This window comes from Gluconobacter japonicus, from assembly GCF_002723975.1.
Taxonomy (GTDB): Bacteria; Pseudomonadota; Alphaproteobacteria; order Acetobacterales; family Acetobacteraceae; genus Gluconobacter; species Gluconobacter japonicus.
On sequence record NZ_BEWO01000001.1, the window covers coordinates 127,108 to 144,747 of the forward strand.

Here is a 17,640-nt window from a genome sequence, read left to right on the forward strand (position 1 = left end):
TCCGTCAGAAGGGCTTATTTCGGCTCGACGTGACCGCCAAAGCCGAAACGTTGTGCTGAGAGGATCTTCTCGGCGAAGTTGTTGCCCGACCGCGAACGGAAACGGGTGAAGAGAGCCGCCGTCATGACAGGCGCCGGCACGTCTTCCTCAATAGCTGCTTCGATCGTCCAGCGACCTTCACCAGAGTCGGCCACTTCACCGGAGAACTCGGAAAGTTCACCCGACTTGGCGAGGGCTTCTGCCGTCAGATCCAGCAGCCAGGACGACACGACACTGCCGCGACGCCAGACTTCGGCAATATCCGCCATGTTCAGATCGAAGCGATCGCCTTCGGCCAGAACAGGAGAGTTCTTGCTCTTCATGATGTCAAAACCTTCCGCGAAGGCCTGCATCATTCCGTATTCGATGCCGTTGTGGATCATTTTCACAAAGTGACCTGAACCGGACGGACCACAGTGCAGATAGCCCTGCTCAGCCCGCGGATCGAGACCCGGAGCATCACGGTTCGGCGTAACGGGAACATCGCCCTTGCCTGGAGCCAGAGCAGCCAGAATTGGATCGATATAATCCGCAGCCTCCTTAGGCCCGCCATACATCATGCAGTACCCGCGTTCGAGGCCCCACACGCCGCCGGACGTCCCGACATCAACGTAGGAAATACCCTTTGCAGACAGTTCTTCTGCACGTCGGACGTCATCCTTGTAGTAGCTGTTGCCACCGTCGATGATGACGTCACCCTTGCCCAGTAGCGTGCCAAGCTGTTGCACGCAGGCTTCGGTAATCTTGCCAGCAGGCAGCATGACCCAGACGACACGATGCGTGTCCCCTTCGAGGCCCTTCACAAGGGCCTCGACACTGTCCACACCCGTAGCGCGTCCACCTTCGGCACGCTGCACGATGGAGTCCGTAACGGACGCCGTGCGGTCATGCACAACAACATCATGTCCATGACGGGTCAGGCGGACGGCAATATTGCCGCCCATACGACCCAGACCAATGATACCGATACGCATGCCTTATGCTCCTGCAATCGCTTTATGAATGGCCGCAGCAAGGGTCTTCAGGCCCTCTTCCAGCGATCCATCGATATGCACCCGCAGGGCACGACGCCCACGGGCTGAAAGAACCTCAAAATCACCGCGAGCCTGTGCCGCCTTGACGACACCAAAGCTGAAGCCATGTCCCGGAACCGGAACATCAGCCGCGTCCTTCGCAGTCACCTGAAGGAAAACACCACTGTCCGGTCCACCCTTGTAGGCCTGCCCCGTCGAGTGAAGGAACCGGGGACCAAACTCGGCTGCCGTAGCAACCTTGAGTGCGTTCCGCAGATCCATACGGACGTCCTGCGCCCAATCACGTGTCTCCCGGTTACGCTCGATGTAAGCCAGAAGGCCCACATAGTCGCCCGGTCCAACACGCTCAAAGTGCTTCTTCAGAATGGAGACCGTATCGCCTGCTCCAAGAGCCGCAGCATTCTTCTCATCCGCGTAGAAGGAGAAGTTTCCATCAACGGCAAACGGTGCCTCAGCCGGGAGAGAGCCGGTTTCAGCATAGGCTGTGGTCAGCTTGCGCGTTTCCACCTTGCTGAACTCGACATCTGGCTGATCGAACGGATCAATGCCCAGAACCGCACCGGCAACAGCCGTGGCGAATTCAAAGACAAAGAAAGCCTGACCAATCTCATTCTTGTCCGACAGACGGACCGTCACGACCGGAGCTCCCGCTTCGCGCAGTGCACCCAGACGACTGTCAGGCGTGTCACCTTCAAGCAGCAGGTCCACGAAAACACGGTCCTTGCCGTAGACGTCAGGCGTACCGAGTTCTTCCTCGTCGATCGGAACGAGACCCGTGCCCTTCTTGCCGGTACTTTCGGCAATGAGCTGCTCGAGCCATGCCCCGAAGGACGCGATGCCCTTGGAGGCCAGGATCGTCACCTTGTCACGGCCAAAGCACTTGGCCGAATGACCAAGGATCAGACCCAGCGTCACACCCGGATTGACGTGTGCCGGCGCACTTGGACCACAGCTCTCGACCATCAGGTTCGTGATCGTCAGGAACTTACGAACGTCCAGACCGCTGACAGCGGCAGGCACCAGACCGAAGTTGGACAGCACGGAGAACCGGCCACCAATTTTCGGATCACCGTAGAAAATGCGCCAGAAGCCGTTTTCTTCGGCGACCTTCTGCATGTGGGAGTCAGGGTCCGTGATGGCGATGAAGTTATCGCCCGGAGCCTTGCCCAGAGCCTGACCGGCAACCGTCCAGAAATGCGCGAACAGAATGTTCGGCTCCAGCGTGCCGCCAGATTTGCTGGCCACGATGAACAGGGTCTTCTTGAGATCGACTGCCTTCTCGTAAGTGCGAACCTGCTGAGGGTCCGTGCTGTCGAGAACATGCAGCTTTGGCCATCCTTCCTGCTGCCCGAACGTCTCGGCCAGTACTTCCGGACCAAGGCTCGAACCGCCCATACCCAGAAGAAGAATGTCAGTGAACCCACGGCTGCGAACATCACGAGCCAGAAGTTCCAGCTCTTCAATGTGCCACAGACGGTCCTGAACGATGGTCAGCCAGTTCAGCCAGCCGGCTTCCGGGCCATTCGTCCAGACAGAGGCGTCCTTCGCCCAGATGCGACGGACCAGACCTTCCTTGCTCCACGCCTTCTCGGATTCCGCAACATCGTCGCGGATATCAGAGGGAAGGTCAGCTGTGACGTGGAGCAACCGTTTTCCCAGCACAGACTCCCGCTTTTCAGCGACCGCACCAAGAAGGGTATCGAAGGATTCAGAGAAGGACGCACAACCATCCTTCACCAGCTTCGCCGTAACACCGGCCAGATCCAGACCGAGGCGCTCAGCCTCAGCAAGAACATGACGGGCTTCTTCAACATTTTCCGTCAGGCTCTCACGAAGCTTGCCGTGATCACGGAAGGCATCGAACGTTGCTGGTGGAATGGTGTTGACCGTCTCCGGACCAATCAGCTCTTCGACGTACAGGACGTCAGAGTAAGCCTTGTCTTTTGTACCGGTGCTGGCCCAGAGCAGACGCTGCGGGTTGGCACCCTTGGCAGCGAGTGCCTGCCAACGTGGGCTCTTCTTGACGTCCAGATAATATTGGTAAGCGATCTTGGCGTTCGCAATGGCAACCTTGCCACGCAGAGCCTTGAGCGCTTCCGCATCCTTGTCGCCAGCGGCAACACGGCGGTCGATCTCGCCATCAATCTTCGCGTCGATACGGCTGACGAAGAAGGAGGCCACGCTGGAGATGTGGGAAATGTCTTCCCCACGGGCTGCGCGGGCTTCAAGACCGGAAATATACGCTTCCAGAACGGCCTTGTAGGCTTCCAGAGAGAACAGCAGCGTCACGTTGATGTTGATGCCGTCCGCAATCGCTTCGCGGATCGCACCCGTGCCTTCTGCCGTGCCCGGAATCTTGACCATCAGGTTCTTGCGACCGACAGCCTTCCACAGGCGACGGGCTTCGGTGATGGTGCCGTGCGCGTCAAATGCGAGATACGGAGAGACTTCGAGGCTGACGTACCCGTCCAGGCCCTTGGTCTTTTCGAACACCGGATAGAGAACACCGCAGGCAGCGCGGATGTCATCAATCGCGAGGTGTTCGTAAAGATCTCCAGCAGAGAGACCTTCCCCTTCGAGAAGCTTGCGGATCTGGGGATCGTATTCCGTCCCCTTACCGATGGCCTTCTCGAAAATGGCTGGGTTGGAGGTCACCCCGCGAAGCCCGTCTTCCTCGACGAGCTTCTTGAGGCTGCCATCTTCCGTAAAGCTGCGCTGGATAAAGTCCAGCCAGGGGGACTGGCCATGCTTTTCCAGATCCCGCAGGACACTGCCCACTTTATCTAGGCCGGTATTAGAGATTGTGTCTGCCACAGGCTCTCTCCTTACTTGCTACGGGCAGCCTGACGCTTTGCGGCGTCAAAGACTGCTTCCGGCGTAAACCCGAACTTGGTCAGAAGTGCAGAGGCCGGAGCCGATGCACCAAACGTATTCATGGCGATGATCGCACCGCCGAGACCGACGTAACGGTCCCAGCCAAAGGCTGCTGCCTGCTCAACGGCCACACGGCCAATCACGTCAGGCGGCAGGACAGAGTCGCGGTATTCCTGAGGCTGCTCTTCGAAAAGATCGAAACTTGGGAACGATACCACGCGAGCCTTCACACCTTCTGCCGTAAGCTTTTCATAAGCTTCGACAACCAGCGATACTTCAGAACCCGACGCCATCAGAATCACATCCGGCTTACCGTCACAGGAGGCCAGAACGTATGCACCCTTGGCCAGACCGGAAGCCGCTGCGTACTTGCTGCGGTCAATTGTTGGCAGATTCTGGCGGCTCAGAGCCAGAACAGCAGGCTTGTGCGTCAGCGGGATCAGCGTGCGCCAGGCTTCTGCAACCTCGTTGGCGTCGGACGGACGGATCGTCATGATGCCCGGGGTCGCGCGAAGTTGAGCAAGCTGCTCGATCGGCTGATGGGTCGGCCCATCTTCACCGACGCCAATGGAGTCATGCGTGAAGATATACGTCACCGGCAGTTCCATGATGGCCGACAGACGGATCGGAGCCTTCATGTAGTCGGAGAAGATCAGGAAGCCGGAGCCATAAGCCCGGATACCGGACAGAGCGATACCGTTGCAGATGGAACCCATCGCGTGCTCACGCACACCGAAATGCAGGTTGCGGCCACCATAAGTGCCACCCCACTGCGGCGGCTGGAACGATCCACCACCCTTGATGTCCGTCTTCGTGGATGGCGTCAGGTCAGCGGAGCCACCAATCATCCAAGGCAGGTTCTTGGCGACGGCATTCAGCACCTGACCAGAGCTTGCACGAGAGGCGACGCCCTTTGCATCAGCTTCGAAAACCGGGATGTCCTTGTCCCAGCCTTCTGGCAGACGGTGCTCGAAGATCGCTTCAAGCTCGGCAGCTTCCTTGGGATGCGCTTCCTTGTAAGCCGAGAACAGTTCACGCCACTGGGCATTGGCAGCCGCACCGCGCTTGCCAAGACCTTCTGCGAAGTGCTCCTTCACACCGTCCGGCACATAGAAGTCACCAGCCCCTTCCGGCCAGCCATAAGTGGCCTTCGCGCCCTTGATCTCGTCCGCACCCAGCGGTTCACCATGAGCCGAAGCCGTACCGGCCTTCTTGGGAGCACCATACCCGATGACCGTTTTCAGAACGATCAGGCTTGGACGGTCCGTTACCTTCTTGGCTTCCTGAAGCGCCTTCAGGATCGCATCGACGTCGTTGCCGTCCGTCAGCGTCTGAACGTGCCACTTGTAGGCTTCGAAGCGCTTGCCAACGTCTTCCGTCAGAGCAAGGTCCGTCGAACCTTCAATGGAGATCTGGTTGGAATCGTAAACCCAGGTCAGGTTACCAAGACCAAGATGCCCAGCCGTGGAAGCTGCTTCCGAAGCCACGCCTTCCATCATGTCGCCATCGCCACAGAACACCGTGACGTGATAGTCGAACAGCTTGAAACCGGGACGGTTATACGTCTCAGCCAGCCACTTCTCGGCAATCGCCATACCGACTGAGTTGCCACAGCCCTGACCCAGAGGGCCGGTTGTGGTTTCAACACCAGACGTGAAACGATATTCTGGATGGCCCGGCGTACGGGAGTTCAACTGGCGGAACTGCTTCAGATCCTCGATCGTCAGAGCCGGGCTCTCGACAACCTTGCCATCCTGAATGTCGCGAACGCCTGTCAGGAACAGCGTCGAGTATAGCAGCATGGAGGCGTGCCCGACGGACAGGACGAAACGGTCACGGGCTGGCCATAGCGGATCAGCCGGATCGTAGTTCAGATCATGCTGCCACAGCGCATACATTGCAGGAGCGAGAGCCATCGCCGTTCCGGGATGACCGGAATTCGCGCGCTCGACGCCGTCCATGGAAAGTGTGCGGATGGTATTGATACCGAGTTCAGGAAGGGTACTCATCGGTATAGGGTCTCCGGCTTGTGACGAGCGGGGGAAAGATCAATGATGCCCCCGCACCTTCTGCAGCCACGGCATGACGCGATATCACGTCTGACGCAATGCTTGATGGGTAAACCATATTGTGAAACACGCTCTTGTGCTCGACGACAACCCGCTACACTTCGACGGAACACGCTATTTCAACCCACCTTCATGGCGTCCAGACACCGCTGGCCCCGTGCGAACACCGGGTCAGCGCTTCCGAAATATCCTGAAATGGCAGCTCAGCCTGCGTCCCCGCTGGCCCGATGCCCTGCCGCCTCAGACACCCCACACCCTGACTGCTCCCGCGCCCGGTGAATGCCTCGCAACCTTCATCGGCCATGCCACCGTTCTGCTTCAGTTCGGACGGCAGGGGCGTGAACCATTACGCATCATCACGGACCCGGTGTTTTCAGAACGCTGTTCCCCCTTCCGCAGTTTCGGTCCCAAACGCGTCCGCCCACCCGGCATTCCTCTGGAAGCCCTTCCACCCATCGACATGATCCTGGTGTCGCACTGCCACTACGATCATATGGATCTGCCAACCCTGCGGGTTCTGGCGGCAAAGAACGACGCAGTGTGCATTTCCCTGTCAGGCAATCGTAGACATCTGGAAAAGGCCGGACTTCCCCGCATCGTCGAACTCGACTGGTGGGAAGGCACACAGGCTGAAGGTGCGCGAATCACGGCAACCCCAGCCCTGCATGGGAGCGCCCGCACACCGTTCGACCAGAACATGGCGCTTTGGGGCGGCTTTATGATCGAAGCCGAAGGTAAAAAAGCCTTCTTCGCTGGCGATACTGCCTGGGGCAGACATTTCGACGCCATCCATCGGCGCTGGAACACCATGGATCTCGCCATCCTCCCCATCGGCGCCTATGAACCGCGCAATTTCATGCGCCGTGTTCATATGAACCCGGAAGAAGCCGTGATGGCATTCGACACCCTCACGCCGGATCAGGCCATCGCTATCCATTTCGGAACTTTCCAGCTCACGGATGAAGCCATTCTGGAACCTGCCGCACGACTGGAAATCGCTTCCCAGGATCGTCCAAGACGCTTCAAAGCGCTGGAAAATGGCGAGACCCTTACCCTTCCGTCACCAAGCCGCTAACCTAGGGCCACATTGTCCCCTCTGGTGGAAACCGTCATGAACGCACAGACCGTCAACTTCACTCCCGAACAGATTACCGCCCTGTTCATTGACGCCGCCCGTGAGGGTGACACAGACCTGCTGACCCAGTTCCTTGATGCAGGAATGGCCATCGACACGCCTGACAGCCGCGGTTACACGGCCCTGATCGTGTCCACCTATAACGGACATATGGAAGCGGCCCGACTGCTGCTTCAGCGAAATGCCAATACAGAAGCCACCGATCTCAAAGGCGCAACAGCCCTTTCAGGCGTTGCATTCAAGGGGCTGACGGACATCGCCAAAATCCTGATCGATCACGGAGCACAGGTCGATCATGCCAATTTCTCAGGCCGTACCCCGCTCATGTTTGCCATCATGTTCGGCCGGGAAGACATGGCGCGCCTTCTTCTCAACGCGGGCGCCAACCCCGATCATCGCGATGTGGACGGCGTCTCTGCGCGTGATCTGGCCGAACGCCAGAATCTGACAGGTCTTTTCACTGAAAGAACAGGCGCATGAGCCGTTTCTGGAACCGTCGCGTCCACGATCTTGATCCCTACGTTCCCGGCGAACAGCCGAAACTTACGAATCTGCTCAAACTCAATACCAACGAGTCCCCCTACGGACCCAGCCCGAAAGTGCTGGAGGCGATCCGCGCCTCAGCGACAGACACGCTGCGCCTGTATCCGGACCCGACAGCAACGGCCCTGCGCGAAAGCATTGCCGAACGTTTTGATGTGTCGGCAGAGTGTGTTTTCGTGGGCAACGGCTCAGACGAAGTGCTGGCTCACGCCTTCCGTGCCCTGTTCCACGACGACGCGCCTCTCTATTTTTCAGACGTCACATACGGCTTTTACCCCGTCTATTGCGGCCTGTTCGAACAGCCTTTCAAACAGTTTCCGCTGAATGACGACTATGAGATCAACATCGACGCCTATGACGGCCCATGTGGCGGCGTAGTTGTTGCAAATCCCAATGCCAATACGGGCCTGGCCCTCTCGCTCGAGCAGATCGAAACACTGGCCCTGCGCCACCCGGACAGAACCGTCATCATCGACGAAGCCTATGTGGATTTCGGCGCCGAGTCGGCCATCCCCCTCACAAAGCGCCATGACAACCTTCTGGTGGTGCAAACGCTGTCCAAATCCTACGCACTGGCAGGGCTGCGGGTTGGCTTTGCCATCGGCTCCCCGGAACTGATCGAAGGACTGATCCGGGTTAAGGACAGCTTCAACTCATACCCCCTGTCCCGCCCGGCGCAGGAAGGTGCGATCGCGGCCATCAGGGATACGGACTGGCTCGCGGACATTACACGCAGGGTCATGGCCAGCCGCGCAACCCTTGTTCCAGAACTCGAAAATCTCGGCTTCCAAGTCCTGCCATCCTGTGCCAACTTCGTTCTCATGCGTCATCCGGCGCATCCGGCCGGTTCGGTCGCCGCCGCCCTGCGCGAGCGCTCGATCCTGGTACGGCATCTTTCAACCCCGCGTATCCAGAACTGGCTACGCGTCACGATCGGAACTGACGAGGCCTGCACACGCCTGATTGACGCCCTTCGGGCCATCATTCTGAGCAACCGATCCTGAACCAAGCCTGGGCGGACTGATCCGCCCTCACGATCATGACCTCCCAGAGGCCAACCGGTGCACCCTCGTGCACCGTTCTGCATTTCTGACAAATGCGGAGGCTTCTGGCATTTCGTGCTGAAAGACCAAGACATGCGCGCATTCCACGGACAAATGTCCGACAACCAGCCTATCCGCCGCAATCAGGCCGAAAAGGAAAAGCAGCTTCGGGACCTCAAGGAGACGCTTGCGTCCATGAAGTCCCATACCTCACCGGCTCTCAAGGAGAGCGTCCAGCGCCGCATCAAGGAACTGGAAACAGAACTCCGTGCCGCTGCCCGCGAGAAAGCGACCCGTGACGCCAATCGGAGCGAGCAGCCGCAGGATCAGCAGCGCCAGCGCCGTGCGCCGCGCCGGAACACCATCCGCTCCATGTGAGGATGATTGGAGCCGGGCTTGTGTCGATTACTGACCCGCCCGGTTCCACGCCTCGCCCATGCAGCGAAGCCGGATCGGGTGCATGCCATCCGTTTCCGTCAGAACATAAAACGCCGAATAGCTTCCGCTAGGACGTCCCGAACGCGACTTGAGAAAATTGAAAACACTTCGATCAGCCGTCATCCGTGTCTGGTCCCCAGCCAAAGGCTGATTCCAGAGGTCGAGAACCTCCGGCACCCGGGTTCGATCAATCATCAGACAGTTCGGATCAACAAACCCCCCATACGCCTCACGAAACAGACCGCCACCCAACCCAATGGATTCCCATTGGTCTTCACAGACGGGTTTCAGCGTTCGAGGATGAACGAACCATCGCCCCGACCACGCCCAGTCATGCCCTTCAATCGCCTCCAGCAGGGAGTGAAGATGGTCAGGAGCCCACCAGTTATCATCGTCCAGATAGGCAATACGGGGTGCATTGGAGAGTTGGCTCAGCACACTGCGCAAGACGCCACCGTCCCACGCCTTCCCGAAACCACCATGCCGTTCGGATGTAGAATACCCCGGCCATAAAACCTGTACGGTCCATCCTTCCGGCCTACCCTGACAGACTTGCTCCAGCATGTCCTGCGCCCCGTCTGGAGGAGCGACATCCACCCCAATCATGATCTGAACACGCAGATGCCCCATCTGGGCAAATACAGAGTCCAACGCATTTTTCAGGGTGGGTCTCAGCAGGCTGGGGATGACCACCGCGACATCAAAAGGACGCTGATCGGGCTGACCATCGTCAGCAAAAATGTGAAGTCCAGGACGCATGCCTCAAGACTACGAAACGTCAGGCCATCCGTCCACGGCGCGGCCCGCGCTTGGAAGCTGCTCGTCGTGTAGGAGCATGAAAATCAGCGGGCTTCCGACTTATCCATGACAGAAATGGTGCAAGCACTGCCTCCTGACGCAGGGCTTCAGGTTCATTTAGACGAACGGCCAGTTCCACTTCGCTAAAATGCGCGTGAATAGCATTGTGACAGACCTGATGCAGTCGAACTGTTTCCGCCTGAGCGCCGCCCTTCAGCTTTGGTATGAGATGATGACATGAAGACCGCGCCGTCGACGGAATAAGTCTTCCACACAGCCCACAGCAGACACCATCATACGCGCCCGGCGGCTCCAACCGTTTTTCAAATGCTCGGTTTCTTCCCATGGGCTGTGAGAGTGGGTCCATAGAGAGCGAAGCGCAAGTCTTGGCACCACTCTTGCACTTCCCTTCTCCAACCCCCACCATGACAGACAGATTTTCCATTGCGAAAGAGCAAGACGTGCCCGTTCCTTCCCCCTTTTCGCACGAACAGCTTCTGGACCGGCTTGGTGAAGTTGCCGTCCGCGTTGGTCTGAATATCAAGCCTGGGCAGCAGCTTCTCATCACGGCTCCGCTCGATGCAGTGCCACTTGTCCGCCGCGTCACGGAACACGCCTACAAGGCTGGCGCTTCCCTCGTCACCACACTGTACGCTGACGATGAAGCTACTCTGGCCCGCTACATCCACGCTTCCGACGATGCTTTCGACACGGCTCCCACCTGGCTCGCCAACGGGATCGCCCAGGCATTCCGGGACGGCGCGGCCCGCATGGCCATCACCGGCGCCAACCCGACCCTTCTCGCCGGACAGGACCCGGAGCGCATTTCCCGGGCCAATCGCGCCAACTCAGCCGCCAATCGTCCGGCCATGGAAATCATCACCCAGTTTGCTGTAAACTGGAACATCATTGCCTGCGCCACCCCCGCCTGGGCTGCTCAGGTATTCCCCGACCTGCCCGCAGATGAGGCGCTGACCGCCCTATGGAACGGCATCTTCAAATCATCCCGCGTTGATGTCCCTGATCCGGTTGCAGACTGGAAGGCCCATAATGCGCGCCTCCATGCCCGCGCCAAATACATGAATGACACGCGGTTCGACGCGCTGCACTTCTCCGGCCCCGGCACGGATCTGACGGTGGGTCTGGCAGACGGCCACGCATGGGCTGGGGGCTCGGAAGAGGCGCTGAATGGTGTCGTGTGCAACCCGAACATCCCCACAGAAGAGATTTTCACGACGCCACATCGCTCCCGCGTCAATGGAACGGTGTGCAGCACCAAGCCTCTTTTCCATCAGGGCACCCTGATTGACGATATTTCCGTCCGCTTCGAAGACGGCCGGATTGTCGAGGCTCACGCCAGCAAGGGCGAGAATGTCCTGCATCGTATTCTGGACACAGATGAAGGTGCCCGTCGCATTGGAGAGGTGGCCCTCGTGCCGCATTCCTCCCCGATTTCCGCCAGCGGCATTCTCTACAAGAACACCCTGTTTGACGAAAATGCGTCCAGCCATATCGCGCTTGGGCAGGCTTATACCAAGTGCATGGTCGATATTGAGGGCCTGACGCCGGAACAGCTTCTGGAACGCGGCGTTAATGATTCCCTGATCCATATCGACTGGATGATCGGGTCGGACAAGATTGATCTTGATGGTCTCAAGGACGGAACACGCACGCCTCTCATGCGTGCTGGTGAATGGGTGATTTCATGATTTTTCGACGCAGCTTTCTTGCTGTCTTCGCCTTGGCAACAGGGGCTATCACGCCCCTGACTGCATCGGCTCAGGGCGCTCCCAGCCAGACCGAAATTGACGGACAATCCGGTCAGCAGTCCGCACAGATTCCACCGCAGTTCCGCGCGGACGCAGAACGCGCCATGCGTTATGTATTGCCTGCCGACTTTATGCCCCGCGCGGTTTCGGCAATCAGCGAGCTTCAGGGACGCAACATCCAACCCCCAAATTCGCAGGGACTTGGACTTCAGGATATGATCGTCCGTGCAAGCCAGGTACCCGGTTTCCCGGATGTTTTGCGTTCACACGGCTTCACACCGGAAACATTCATTATCGGCATGACAACCTTCGGTATGACACTTGCCGCCAGCAATGGTCAGGTTCCCGCCGGAATGCCTTCTCCCAATCCTACCAATGTTGCACTGTTCAAAGCCCATCCGGATCAGGTCAACGCCCTGATGCAGGCTATGGGAAACCCACCGCACTGATATTTTCGGGCATATCCTTTTGAAAGGGTATGCCTTCTTTTCCGGACAGAGCCCTGATAAAACAGCGCCATGCCCGTGATGCTCGATCCTTCTACACTTCCATCCGTCAATATTCTTGGCCTGGCCCAGTCTGGAGCCATTCTTCGCGCCGAACGCGAAACTGCGCCCAACGGAATACCAGCCTTCATTACGAAAGAAGGCTGGAACGAGTTGATTGCAGCCCATGCTGATAATCATACGGCGCCTCATACAGTCGTGCTTCCTGCGCTTGAGAAAGCCGTTGCCCGTATTCTGTCCCACGCTGCCGAATCAGCTCAGAGTGAAGGGAAGACTGCTCCTGTCATCAGTCTGGAAAGCGACCTTTTCCAAAGTGATTCCACCCTTATTCTGGCTTTTGTCCGGGATGAAACCCACCCTGTTGCCTGCGCTTTGATAGGTACTGCAGGCCACCTGGTTGATATGCTTAGGGGCGACGGATCAATTTAAAGTTCTCTGCCGTAGCGCCAACTCATCCAGAACGGCCTGTTCTTTACGAAGATGCTGCTGCTGAATTTCGACCCGCTGCTTCTCTTCCAGCTTTTCCACGGCCTTCAGGGCTGCCTGTGCCATCAGAAGAGCTGACCGGATGCAATCCCTGTCCATGGCAGCCTGCCGACATTTTTCCTGAGCATCAGAAATGGCCTGCTGCCCGACAGGGAGCCAACGACTGAATGCTTCCACTGCTCCATCGTCAGCCGCTGGATCAGAAGCCAGCTTTTGCTCCGTCAGAAGGTGCTGGTGCTTCTGTCCCAGAAGCGTTTCTGCGGCTGCCTCGCGGGCAACAGCCTCTCCAAAAGCCTTTTCCACATCTGCCAGTTCATGGCGTCTCAGGCGACGAAGAGCCTCAAGCGGCATCTGCCTCATTATCTTTTCTCCGATAGCGGTCAGGCTGCGGAAGCCATGATGGTTCCAAGCTGCTCAAAGGCCTCCAGGCACCTTGAGCGTTCATTTTTTCCCTGAGACAGAAACGCATCCAGTTGAGGCATCAGGCGAATAGCCTCATCCACGTCTTTCTCTGTCCCGGATTTGTAAGCACCCAGCCGGATCATATCGGCCATGCGTTCATAGGTTGCCATGATCGCCCGCGCCTGGCGGGTTAATCGGTTTTCTTCCGCCGAATTACATCCGGGAACAGCTCGAGACAGGGAGCGAAGAACGTCGATTGCCGGATACCGCCCCTGCTCTCCGATCTTCCGATCAAGAATGATATGACCATCGAGAATGCCGCGCACAGCATCAGCAACCGGCTCGTTATGGTCATCCCCCTCCACCAGGACCGTGAACAGAGCCGTAATCATGCCCTGCCCGGGATAGCCCGGCCCCGCCCGCTCCAGCAATTTCGGTAATTCGGCAAAAACAGAAGGTGGGTAACCCCGTGTCGCGGGGGGTTCTCCGGCTGACAAACCGATTTCGCGCAAAGCCATGCAATAGCGGGTTACGCTGTCCATCAGAAGCAGAACCGATTTGCCCTGATCACGAAAATACTCGGCGATGGCCATGGCAGAAACAGCTGCATCACGGCGCATCAAGGGAGGCGTGTCCGATGTCGCAATGACAACGACGCTCCGTGCAAGCCCTTCCGGACCAAGGTCGTCTTCGATGAATTCCCGGACTTCTCGGCCTCGCTCTCCCACGAGTGCAATGACCGCGACATCAAAGTCCGCGCCTCGGACCAGCATAGACAATAGCGTTGATTTACCAACACCAGATCCTGCAAACAGGCCTAACCTTTGCCCGCGCCGACATGTTGTAAATGCATCAAGCGCCCTGACCCCCAGATCAATTCTGTCTCCAAGTCTGGCGCGGGTCGCAGCATTTGGGGGCGAACTGAGTACCGGCTGCTGAGTCAGGGCAGGAATCAGGGGTCCCTTGCCGTCCATCGGTACACCAAGCGGATCAATAACACGCCCCAACCAGCTCTCATTCACGCCAAGAGAGGCACAGGACTGTCCACTTAGAGGAATCTGTGCCTCACAACCGGGTCCAATACCTTCAAGGCTTCCAAACGCCATCACTCTGGCTTGCGCCTCATGAAACCCTACAACCTCTGACTGTATGGTGCTTCCAGAACGTGCATGAATTACGATTCGATCCCCGATTGAAACGAGTCCTTCCAGACCACGGATTGTCACACACAGACCTGTCACGTCCTGAACGGTTCCCACTGCACCGTCAGGTTGCAAATTAGCCACCTTCTCCAGAAGCTTCTCAAGGAAACTTGGAGACGAGTATTTCCGCTGTTTTTCCGTGGCTTCTGGCATCTTTAGAACGCTAAGCTGAAAGGGTTAACAAAAGTTGAAGCCGCATTGCCACATGACGGAATAATGAAAAATTTACGATTTTCCGTTTCTATCTATCGACATTTACAACCTTGGGTAGTAACCATTGCTTTACCAATCCTGGAGTTGAAAACATGCGTATCCTTCTTGTTGAGAGTGATCTTCAAGCCGCAGCGATCCTGTCCCAGATCCTGCGGACTGCGGCTTTCACCGTAGATCACACAGCCTCCGGCGAAGAAGCCATCGAGATGCTTCGTCATTACGATTACGATGTGATGGTTCTCGAGCTGCTGCTGAACGACATTGAAGGATATGACGTCATTCGCCGGGTACGCTCCTCCCGGATCACGACCCCCATTCTCGTTCTTTCTGCCCTGCTGCGCCCCCAGGCCAAGATCCGTGCATTCTCAATGGGTGCAGATGATTATATGGCCAAGCCCTACGATCCAGGCGAACTGATCGCTCGCCTTCAGGCAGTCATGCGTCGGTCCCGCGGGTTTGCTGAACCCTGTCTGCGAGTTGGAAATCTGGAACTCGATCTGAATGGCAAGAACGTCACCGTCGACGGAACGGCCCTGCATCTTACAGGCAAGGAATATGCCATTCTGGAACTTCTGATCATCCGCAAAGGGTCAGTATTGACGAAAGACGCCTTCCTGAACCACCTCTATGGCGGCATCGACGAGCCGGAAATGAAGATCATTGACGTCTTCATCTGCAAACTTCGCCGCAAACTCCAGAAAGCCGGGGCAGAAAACCTGATCGCAACCGTATGGGGGCGCGGCTACATTCTGCGTGACGAACCAGCGACCGAAACCAGCTCTGCCGTACCGGAGCATCAGACCCGTACGCCTCAACCCGTCACAACATTCGCCTGAAAACAGCTTTCAGGATTGGTGCCATTCAGGCCGGATCGTTACCCCATGATCGACCGGCCCGTGCCCCTGCCCCAATCCGGGAGCATGTGACAGCGCCAGTCTGAGATATTGGCTTCCCCGCCGAACGGCAGCGTCCAAATTCGTACCTTGTGCAATCCCAGTCGCAATTGCACTGGCCAGAGTACATCCCGTTCCATGCGTATGGAGGGTCTTTAGCCTCTCGCCACGAAGAACAACTTCGCTTCCATCAGAAAAAACCAGTAAATCCTCTAGGTCATCGCTCCGCAGATGCCCTCCTTTCAGGAGAACGGCCTGCGCACCTTGCTTCTGCAACTGATGCGCTGCAACACGCATTTCCTCCAGATCCGTAATGACCAGTCCGGTCATAACTTCAGCTTCCGGAATATTGGGTGTCACAACCAGAGCGCGAGGAAGCAGGCGGCTCATCACGGCTTCCACTGCCTCCGCGTCCAGCAGAACCGAGCCGCTCGTGGACACCATGACAGGATCCAGAACCAGCGGCAGTTCTGAGCGAAGCGACAGTTCGTCTGCTACCGCATGAACGATTGCAGCATTGGACAACATGCCTGTTTTGCAGCAATCCGCTCCCAGATCATCCAGAACAACCTGCATCTGCTGACGAACAAAGGCAGGCGAGACAGCCTCGACCCCGAACACACCTAACGTGTTCTGAGCCGTCAAAGCTGTAATGGCACTCATGCCAAACCCACCCAGCGCCATGATGGTTTTGAGATCGGCCTGAATTCCGGCTCCCCCGCCCGAATCACTCCCAGCAACGGTCAGAACCCGACCGATCATCGTTTAATGTCCCGTAATGGCGCGGATCGCATCGCAAACATGATCCACGACTTCTACCACAAGAGCTTCCTCTTCCGCTTCCGCCATGACGCGGATCAAGGGCTCAGTTCCACTTGCGCGCAGAACCAGACGCCCCCGACCGGCAAGACGTTCTTCAGCCCAGGATTTTGCAGCAGCCAGTTCTGGACTACTTAAAGGGCTGACACCCGAATAACGCACATTTTTCAGAAGCTGGGGAAAAGGCTCGAAAACCTTACAGATTTCACTGGCGGGCTTCTTGGTTTCGACCGACACAGCCAGAACCTGCAATGCTGCAATCAGACCATCGCCTGTCGTGGCATAATCGGACAGCACCATATGCCCGGACTGCTCACCACCGAGATTTCCACCAATTTCGCGCATCCGCTCAACAACATAGCGATCACCAACGGCGGTCCGCTGGAGTTCCAGCCCTACTTCTGAAAGTGCTTTTTCAAGCCCCATGTTGGACATGACCGTTGCTACAACCGTCGTGCTACGAAGGCGATCGTGCTGCTTCCAGAACTTCGCAATCAGACCAAGGATCTGGTCTCCATCAACCAGGGTACCGTTCTCATCGGCGATCAGTACGCGGTCGGCATCACCATCCAGAGCAATTCCGAAGTCTGCCTTGTGCTCCTTTACGGCCGCACAAAGCTTCTCTGGATGGGTTGAACCCACACCGTCATTGATGTTCAGTCCATCTGGAGAACATCCAATCTTGATGACTTCCGCTCCAAGCTCCCACAGAGCCGTCGGCGCTACACGGTAAGCCGAGCCATTCGCACAATCGAGGACGATCTTCAGGCCATCCAGCCGCAATCCGCGAGGGAAAGAGGCCTTGGCATTCTCAATGTAACGGCCCGCTGCATCATTCAGACGCGAGGCCCGACCGATCTGCTCCGGAGACGCCAGACGTCCGGACAGGTCCTCACCCATCAGCGTCTCGATCTCGCCTTCAACGTCATCGGATAGCTTGAAGCCATCCGGCCCGAACAGCTTGATACCGTTGTCTGTGAAAGGGTTATGGGAGGCTGAAATCATGACACCGAGATCAGCCCGGAGGGAACGTGTCAGCATAGCGATGGCAGGTGTCGGCAACGGGCCAACAAGAATGACATCCATGCCAGCAGACAGGAAACCCGCCACAAGCGCGCACTCAATCATGTAGCCCGACAGGCGTGTGTCCTTGCCTAGCACGACACTATGCCGACGGCTTGGATTGCGCATGAAGTACAGCCCGGCTGCCTGTCCGAGTTTTTGGGCAACTTCTACCGTCATCGGCGCGGTATTGGCTGTTCCCCTGATCCCGTCCGTCCCGAACAGTGCCCTCTTGCTGGCCATGGTCATGAAATCCTGCGTGTCTCGATAGATAAGAAAAAGGCGCGACACCGAGGGGGAAAGCCCCCTCAATGA

The 17,640-nt window shown here is 57.5% G+C and carries 16 protein-coding genes; 8 read left to right on the forward strand and 8 right to left on the reverse strand.

Annotated elements, in window-relative coordinates; translation table 11 throughout:
- Positions 1–14 precede the first annotated feature (14 nt).
- Genes gnd through tkt form a run of 3 tightly spaced genes read right to left on the reverse strand, consistent with a single transcriptional unit; the run spans position 15 to position 5,956 of the window.
- Positions 15–1,013, reverse strand: a complete 999-nt coding sequence (gnd, locus tag GJA01_RS00615) for a phosphogluconate dehydrogenase (NAD(+)-dependent, decarboxylating) (RefSeq protein ID WP_061932568.1) — start codon at positions 1,011–1,013, stop codon at positions 15–17.
- A gap of 3 nt (positions 1,014–1,016) precedes the next feature.
- Positions 1,017–3,887: a bifunctional transaldolase/phosoglucose isomerase gene (locus tag GJA01_RS00620; RefSeq protein ID WP_062505399.1), complete on the reverse strand. Its 2,871-nt coding sequence runs from the start codon at positions 3,885–3,887 to the stop codon at positions 1,017–1,019.
- Positions 3,888–3,898: 11 nt separating this feature from the next.
- On the reverse strand, positions 3,899–5,956 hold the full coding sequence (gene tkt / locus GJA01_RS00625) for a transketolase (RefSeq protein ID WP_062505397.1): 2,058 nt from the start codon (positions 5,954–5,956) through the stop codon (positions 3,899–3,901).
- Between the two features lie 121 nt (positions 5,957–6,077).
- On the opposite strand from tkt, the gene GJA01_RS00630 reads away from it, so the two are divergent.
- The 4 genes from GJA01_RS00630 (at position 6,078) to GJA01_RS00645 (ending at position 9,115) form a co-directional block, all read left to right on the forward strand.
- On the forward strand, positions 6,078–7,091 hold the full coding sequence (locus tag GJA01_RS00630; RefSeq protein WP_253783430.1) for an MBL fold metallo-hydrolase: 1,014 nt from the start codon (positions 6,078–6,080) through the stop codon (positions 7,089–7,091).
- Positions 7,092–7,127: 36 nt separating this feature from the next.
- Positions 7,128–7,631, forward strand: a complete 504-nt coding sequence (locus GJA01_RS00635) for an ankyrin repeat domain-containing protein (RefSeq protein ID WP_010501114.1) — start codon at positions 7,128–7,130, stop codon at positions 7,629–7,631.
- Positions 7,628–8,698 carry a histidinol-phosphate transaminase gene (gene hisC, locus GJA01_RS00640; protein ID WP_062505392.1) on the forward strand — a complete coding sequence of 357 codons (1,071 nt, stop codon included), beginning with the start codon at positions 7,628–7,630 and terminating at the stop codon, positions 8,696–8,698. The genes GJA01_RS00635 and hisC overlap by 4 nt, the downstream gene beginning before the upstream one ends.
- A gap of 132 nt (positions 8,699–8,830) precedes the next feature.
- A complete protein-coding gene (locus GJA01_RS00645) occupies positions 8,831–9,115 on the forward strand; it encodes a hypothetical protein (RefSeq protein WP_026017382.1) in 285 nt (94 codons plus the stop codon).
- A 27-nt stretch (positions 9,116–9,142) separates the two neighbouring features.
- Here GJA01_RS00645 and GJA01_RS00650 read toward each other — a convergent pair whose 3' ends face one another.
- The gene (locus GJA01_RS00650; protein ID WP_062505390.1) at positions 9,143–9,934 is read right to left on the reverse strand and encodes a glycosyltransferase family 2 protein; all 792 of its coding nucleotides are present in this window, start codon (positions 9,932–9,934) and stop codon (positions 9,143–9,145) included.
- 464 nt (positions 9,935–10,398) lie between these two features.
- Here GJA01_RS00650 and GJA01_RS00660 point away from each other — a divergent pair, with 464 nt between their 5' ends.
- The 3 genes from GJA01_RS00660 (at position 10,399) to GJA01_RS00670 (ending at position 12,677) form a co-directional block, all read left to right on the forward strand.
- Entirely contained in the window at positions 10,399–11,682 is a 1,284-nt protein-coding gene (locus GJA01_RS00660; RefSeq protein WP_062505388.1) for an aminopeptidase, read from the forward strand.
- A complete protein-coding gene (locus GJA01_RS00665; protein ID WP_234930808.1) occupies positions 11,679–12,191 on the forward strand; it encodes a hypothetical protein in 513 nt (170 codons plus the stop codon). The genes GJA01_RS00660 and GJA01_RS00665 overlap by 4 nt, the downstream gene beginning before the upstream one ends.
- A gap of 69 nt (positions 12,192–12,260) precedes the next feature.
- Entirely contained in the window at positions 12,261–12,677 is a 417-nt protein-coding gene (locus GJA01_RS00670; protein WP_172794499.1) for a hypothetical protein, read from the forward strand.
- On the opposite strand, the gene GJA01_RS00675 is transcribed toward GJA01_RS00670, so the two are convergent.
- Positions 12,669–13,094, reverse strand: coding sequence for a flagellar export protein FliJ (locus GJA01_RS00675; protein ID WP_023944910.1), 426 nt, complete (start codon positions 13,092–13,094; stop codon positions 12,669–12,671). The two genes, GJA01_RS00670 and GJA01_RS00675, sit on opposite strands and share 9 nt — an antisense overlap.
- Before the next feature lie 20 nt (positions 13,095–13,114).
- Positions 13,115–14,491, reverse strand: a complete 1,377-nt coding sequence (gene fliI, locus GJA01_RS00680) for a flagellar protein export ATPase FliI (protein WP_062505383.1) — start codon at positions 14,489–14,491, stop codon at positions 13,115–13,117.
- A gap of 152 nt (positions 14,492–14,643) precedes the next feature.
- Between fliI and GJA01_RS00685 the strand changes: the two genes are divergently transcribed.
- The gene (locus GJA01_RS00685) at positions 14,644–15,387 is read left to right on the forward strand and encodes a response regulator transcription factor (protein ID WP_062505381.1); all 744 of its coding nucleotides are present in this window, start codon (positions 14,644–14,646) and stop codon (positions 15,385–15,387) included.
- 9 nt (positions 15,388–15,396) lie between these two features.
- On the opposite strand, the gene thiD is transcribed toward GJA01_RS00685, so the two are convergent.
- Both thiD and glmM read right to left on the reverse strand, forming a co-directional pair.
- Entirely contained in the window at positions 15,397–16,206 is an 810-nt protein-coding gene (thiD, locus tag GJA01_RS00690; protein ID WP_062505380.1) for a bifunctional hydroxymethylpyrimidine kinase/phosphomethylpyrimidine kinase, read from the reverse strand.
- A 3-nt stretch (positions 16,207–16,209) separates the two neighbouring features.
- On the reverse strand, positions 16,210–17,568 hold the full coding sequence (gene glmM / locus GJA01_RS00695) for a phosphoglucosamine mutase (RefSeq protein WP_026017381.1): 1,359 nt from the start codon (positions 17,566–17,568) through the stop codon (positions 16,210–16,212).
- Positions 17,569–17,640: the final 72 nt, after the last annotated feature.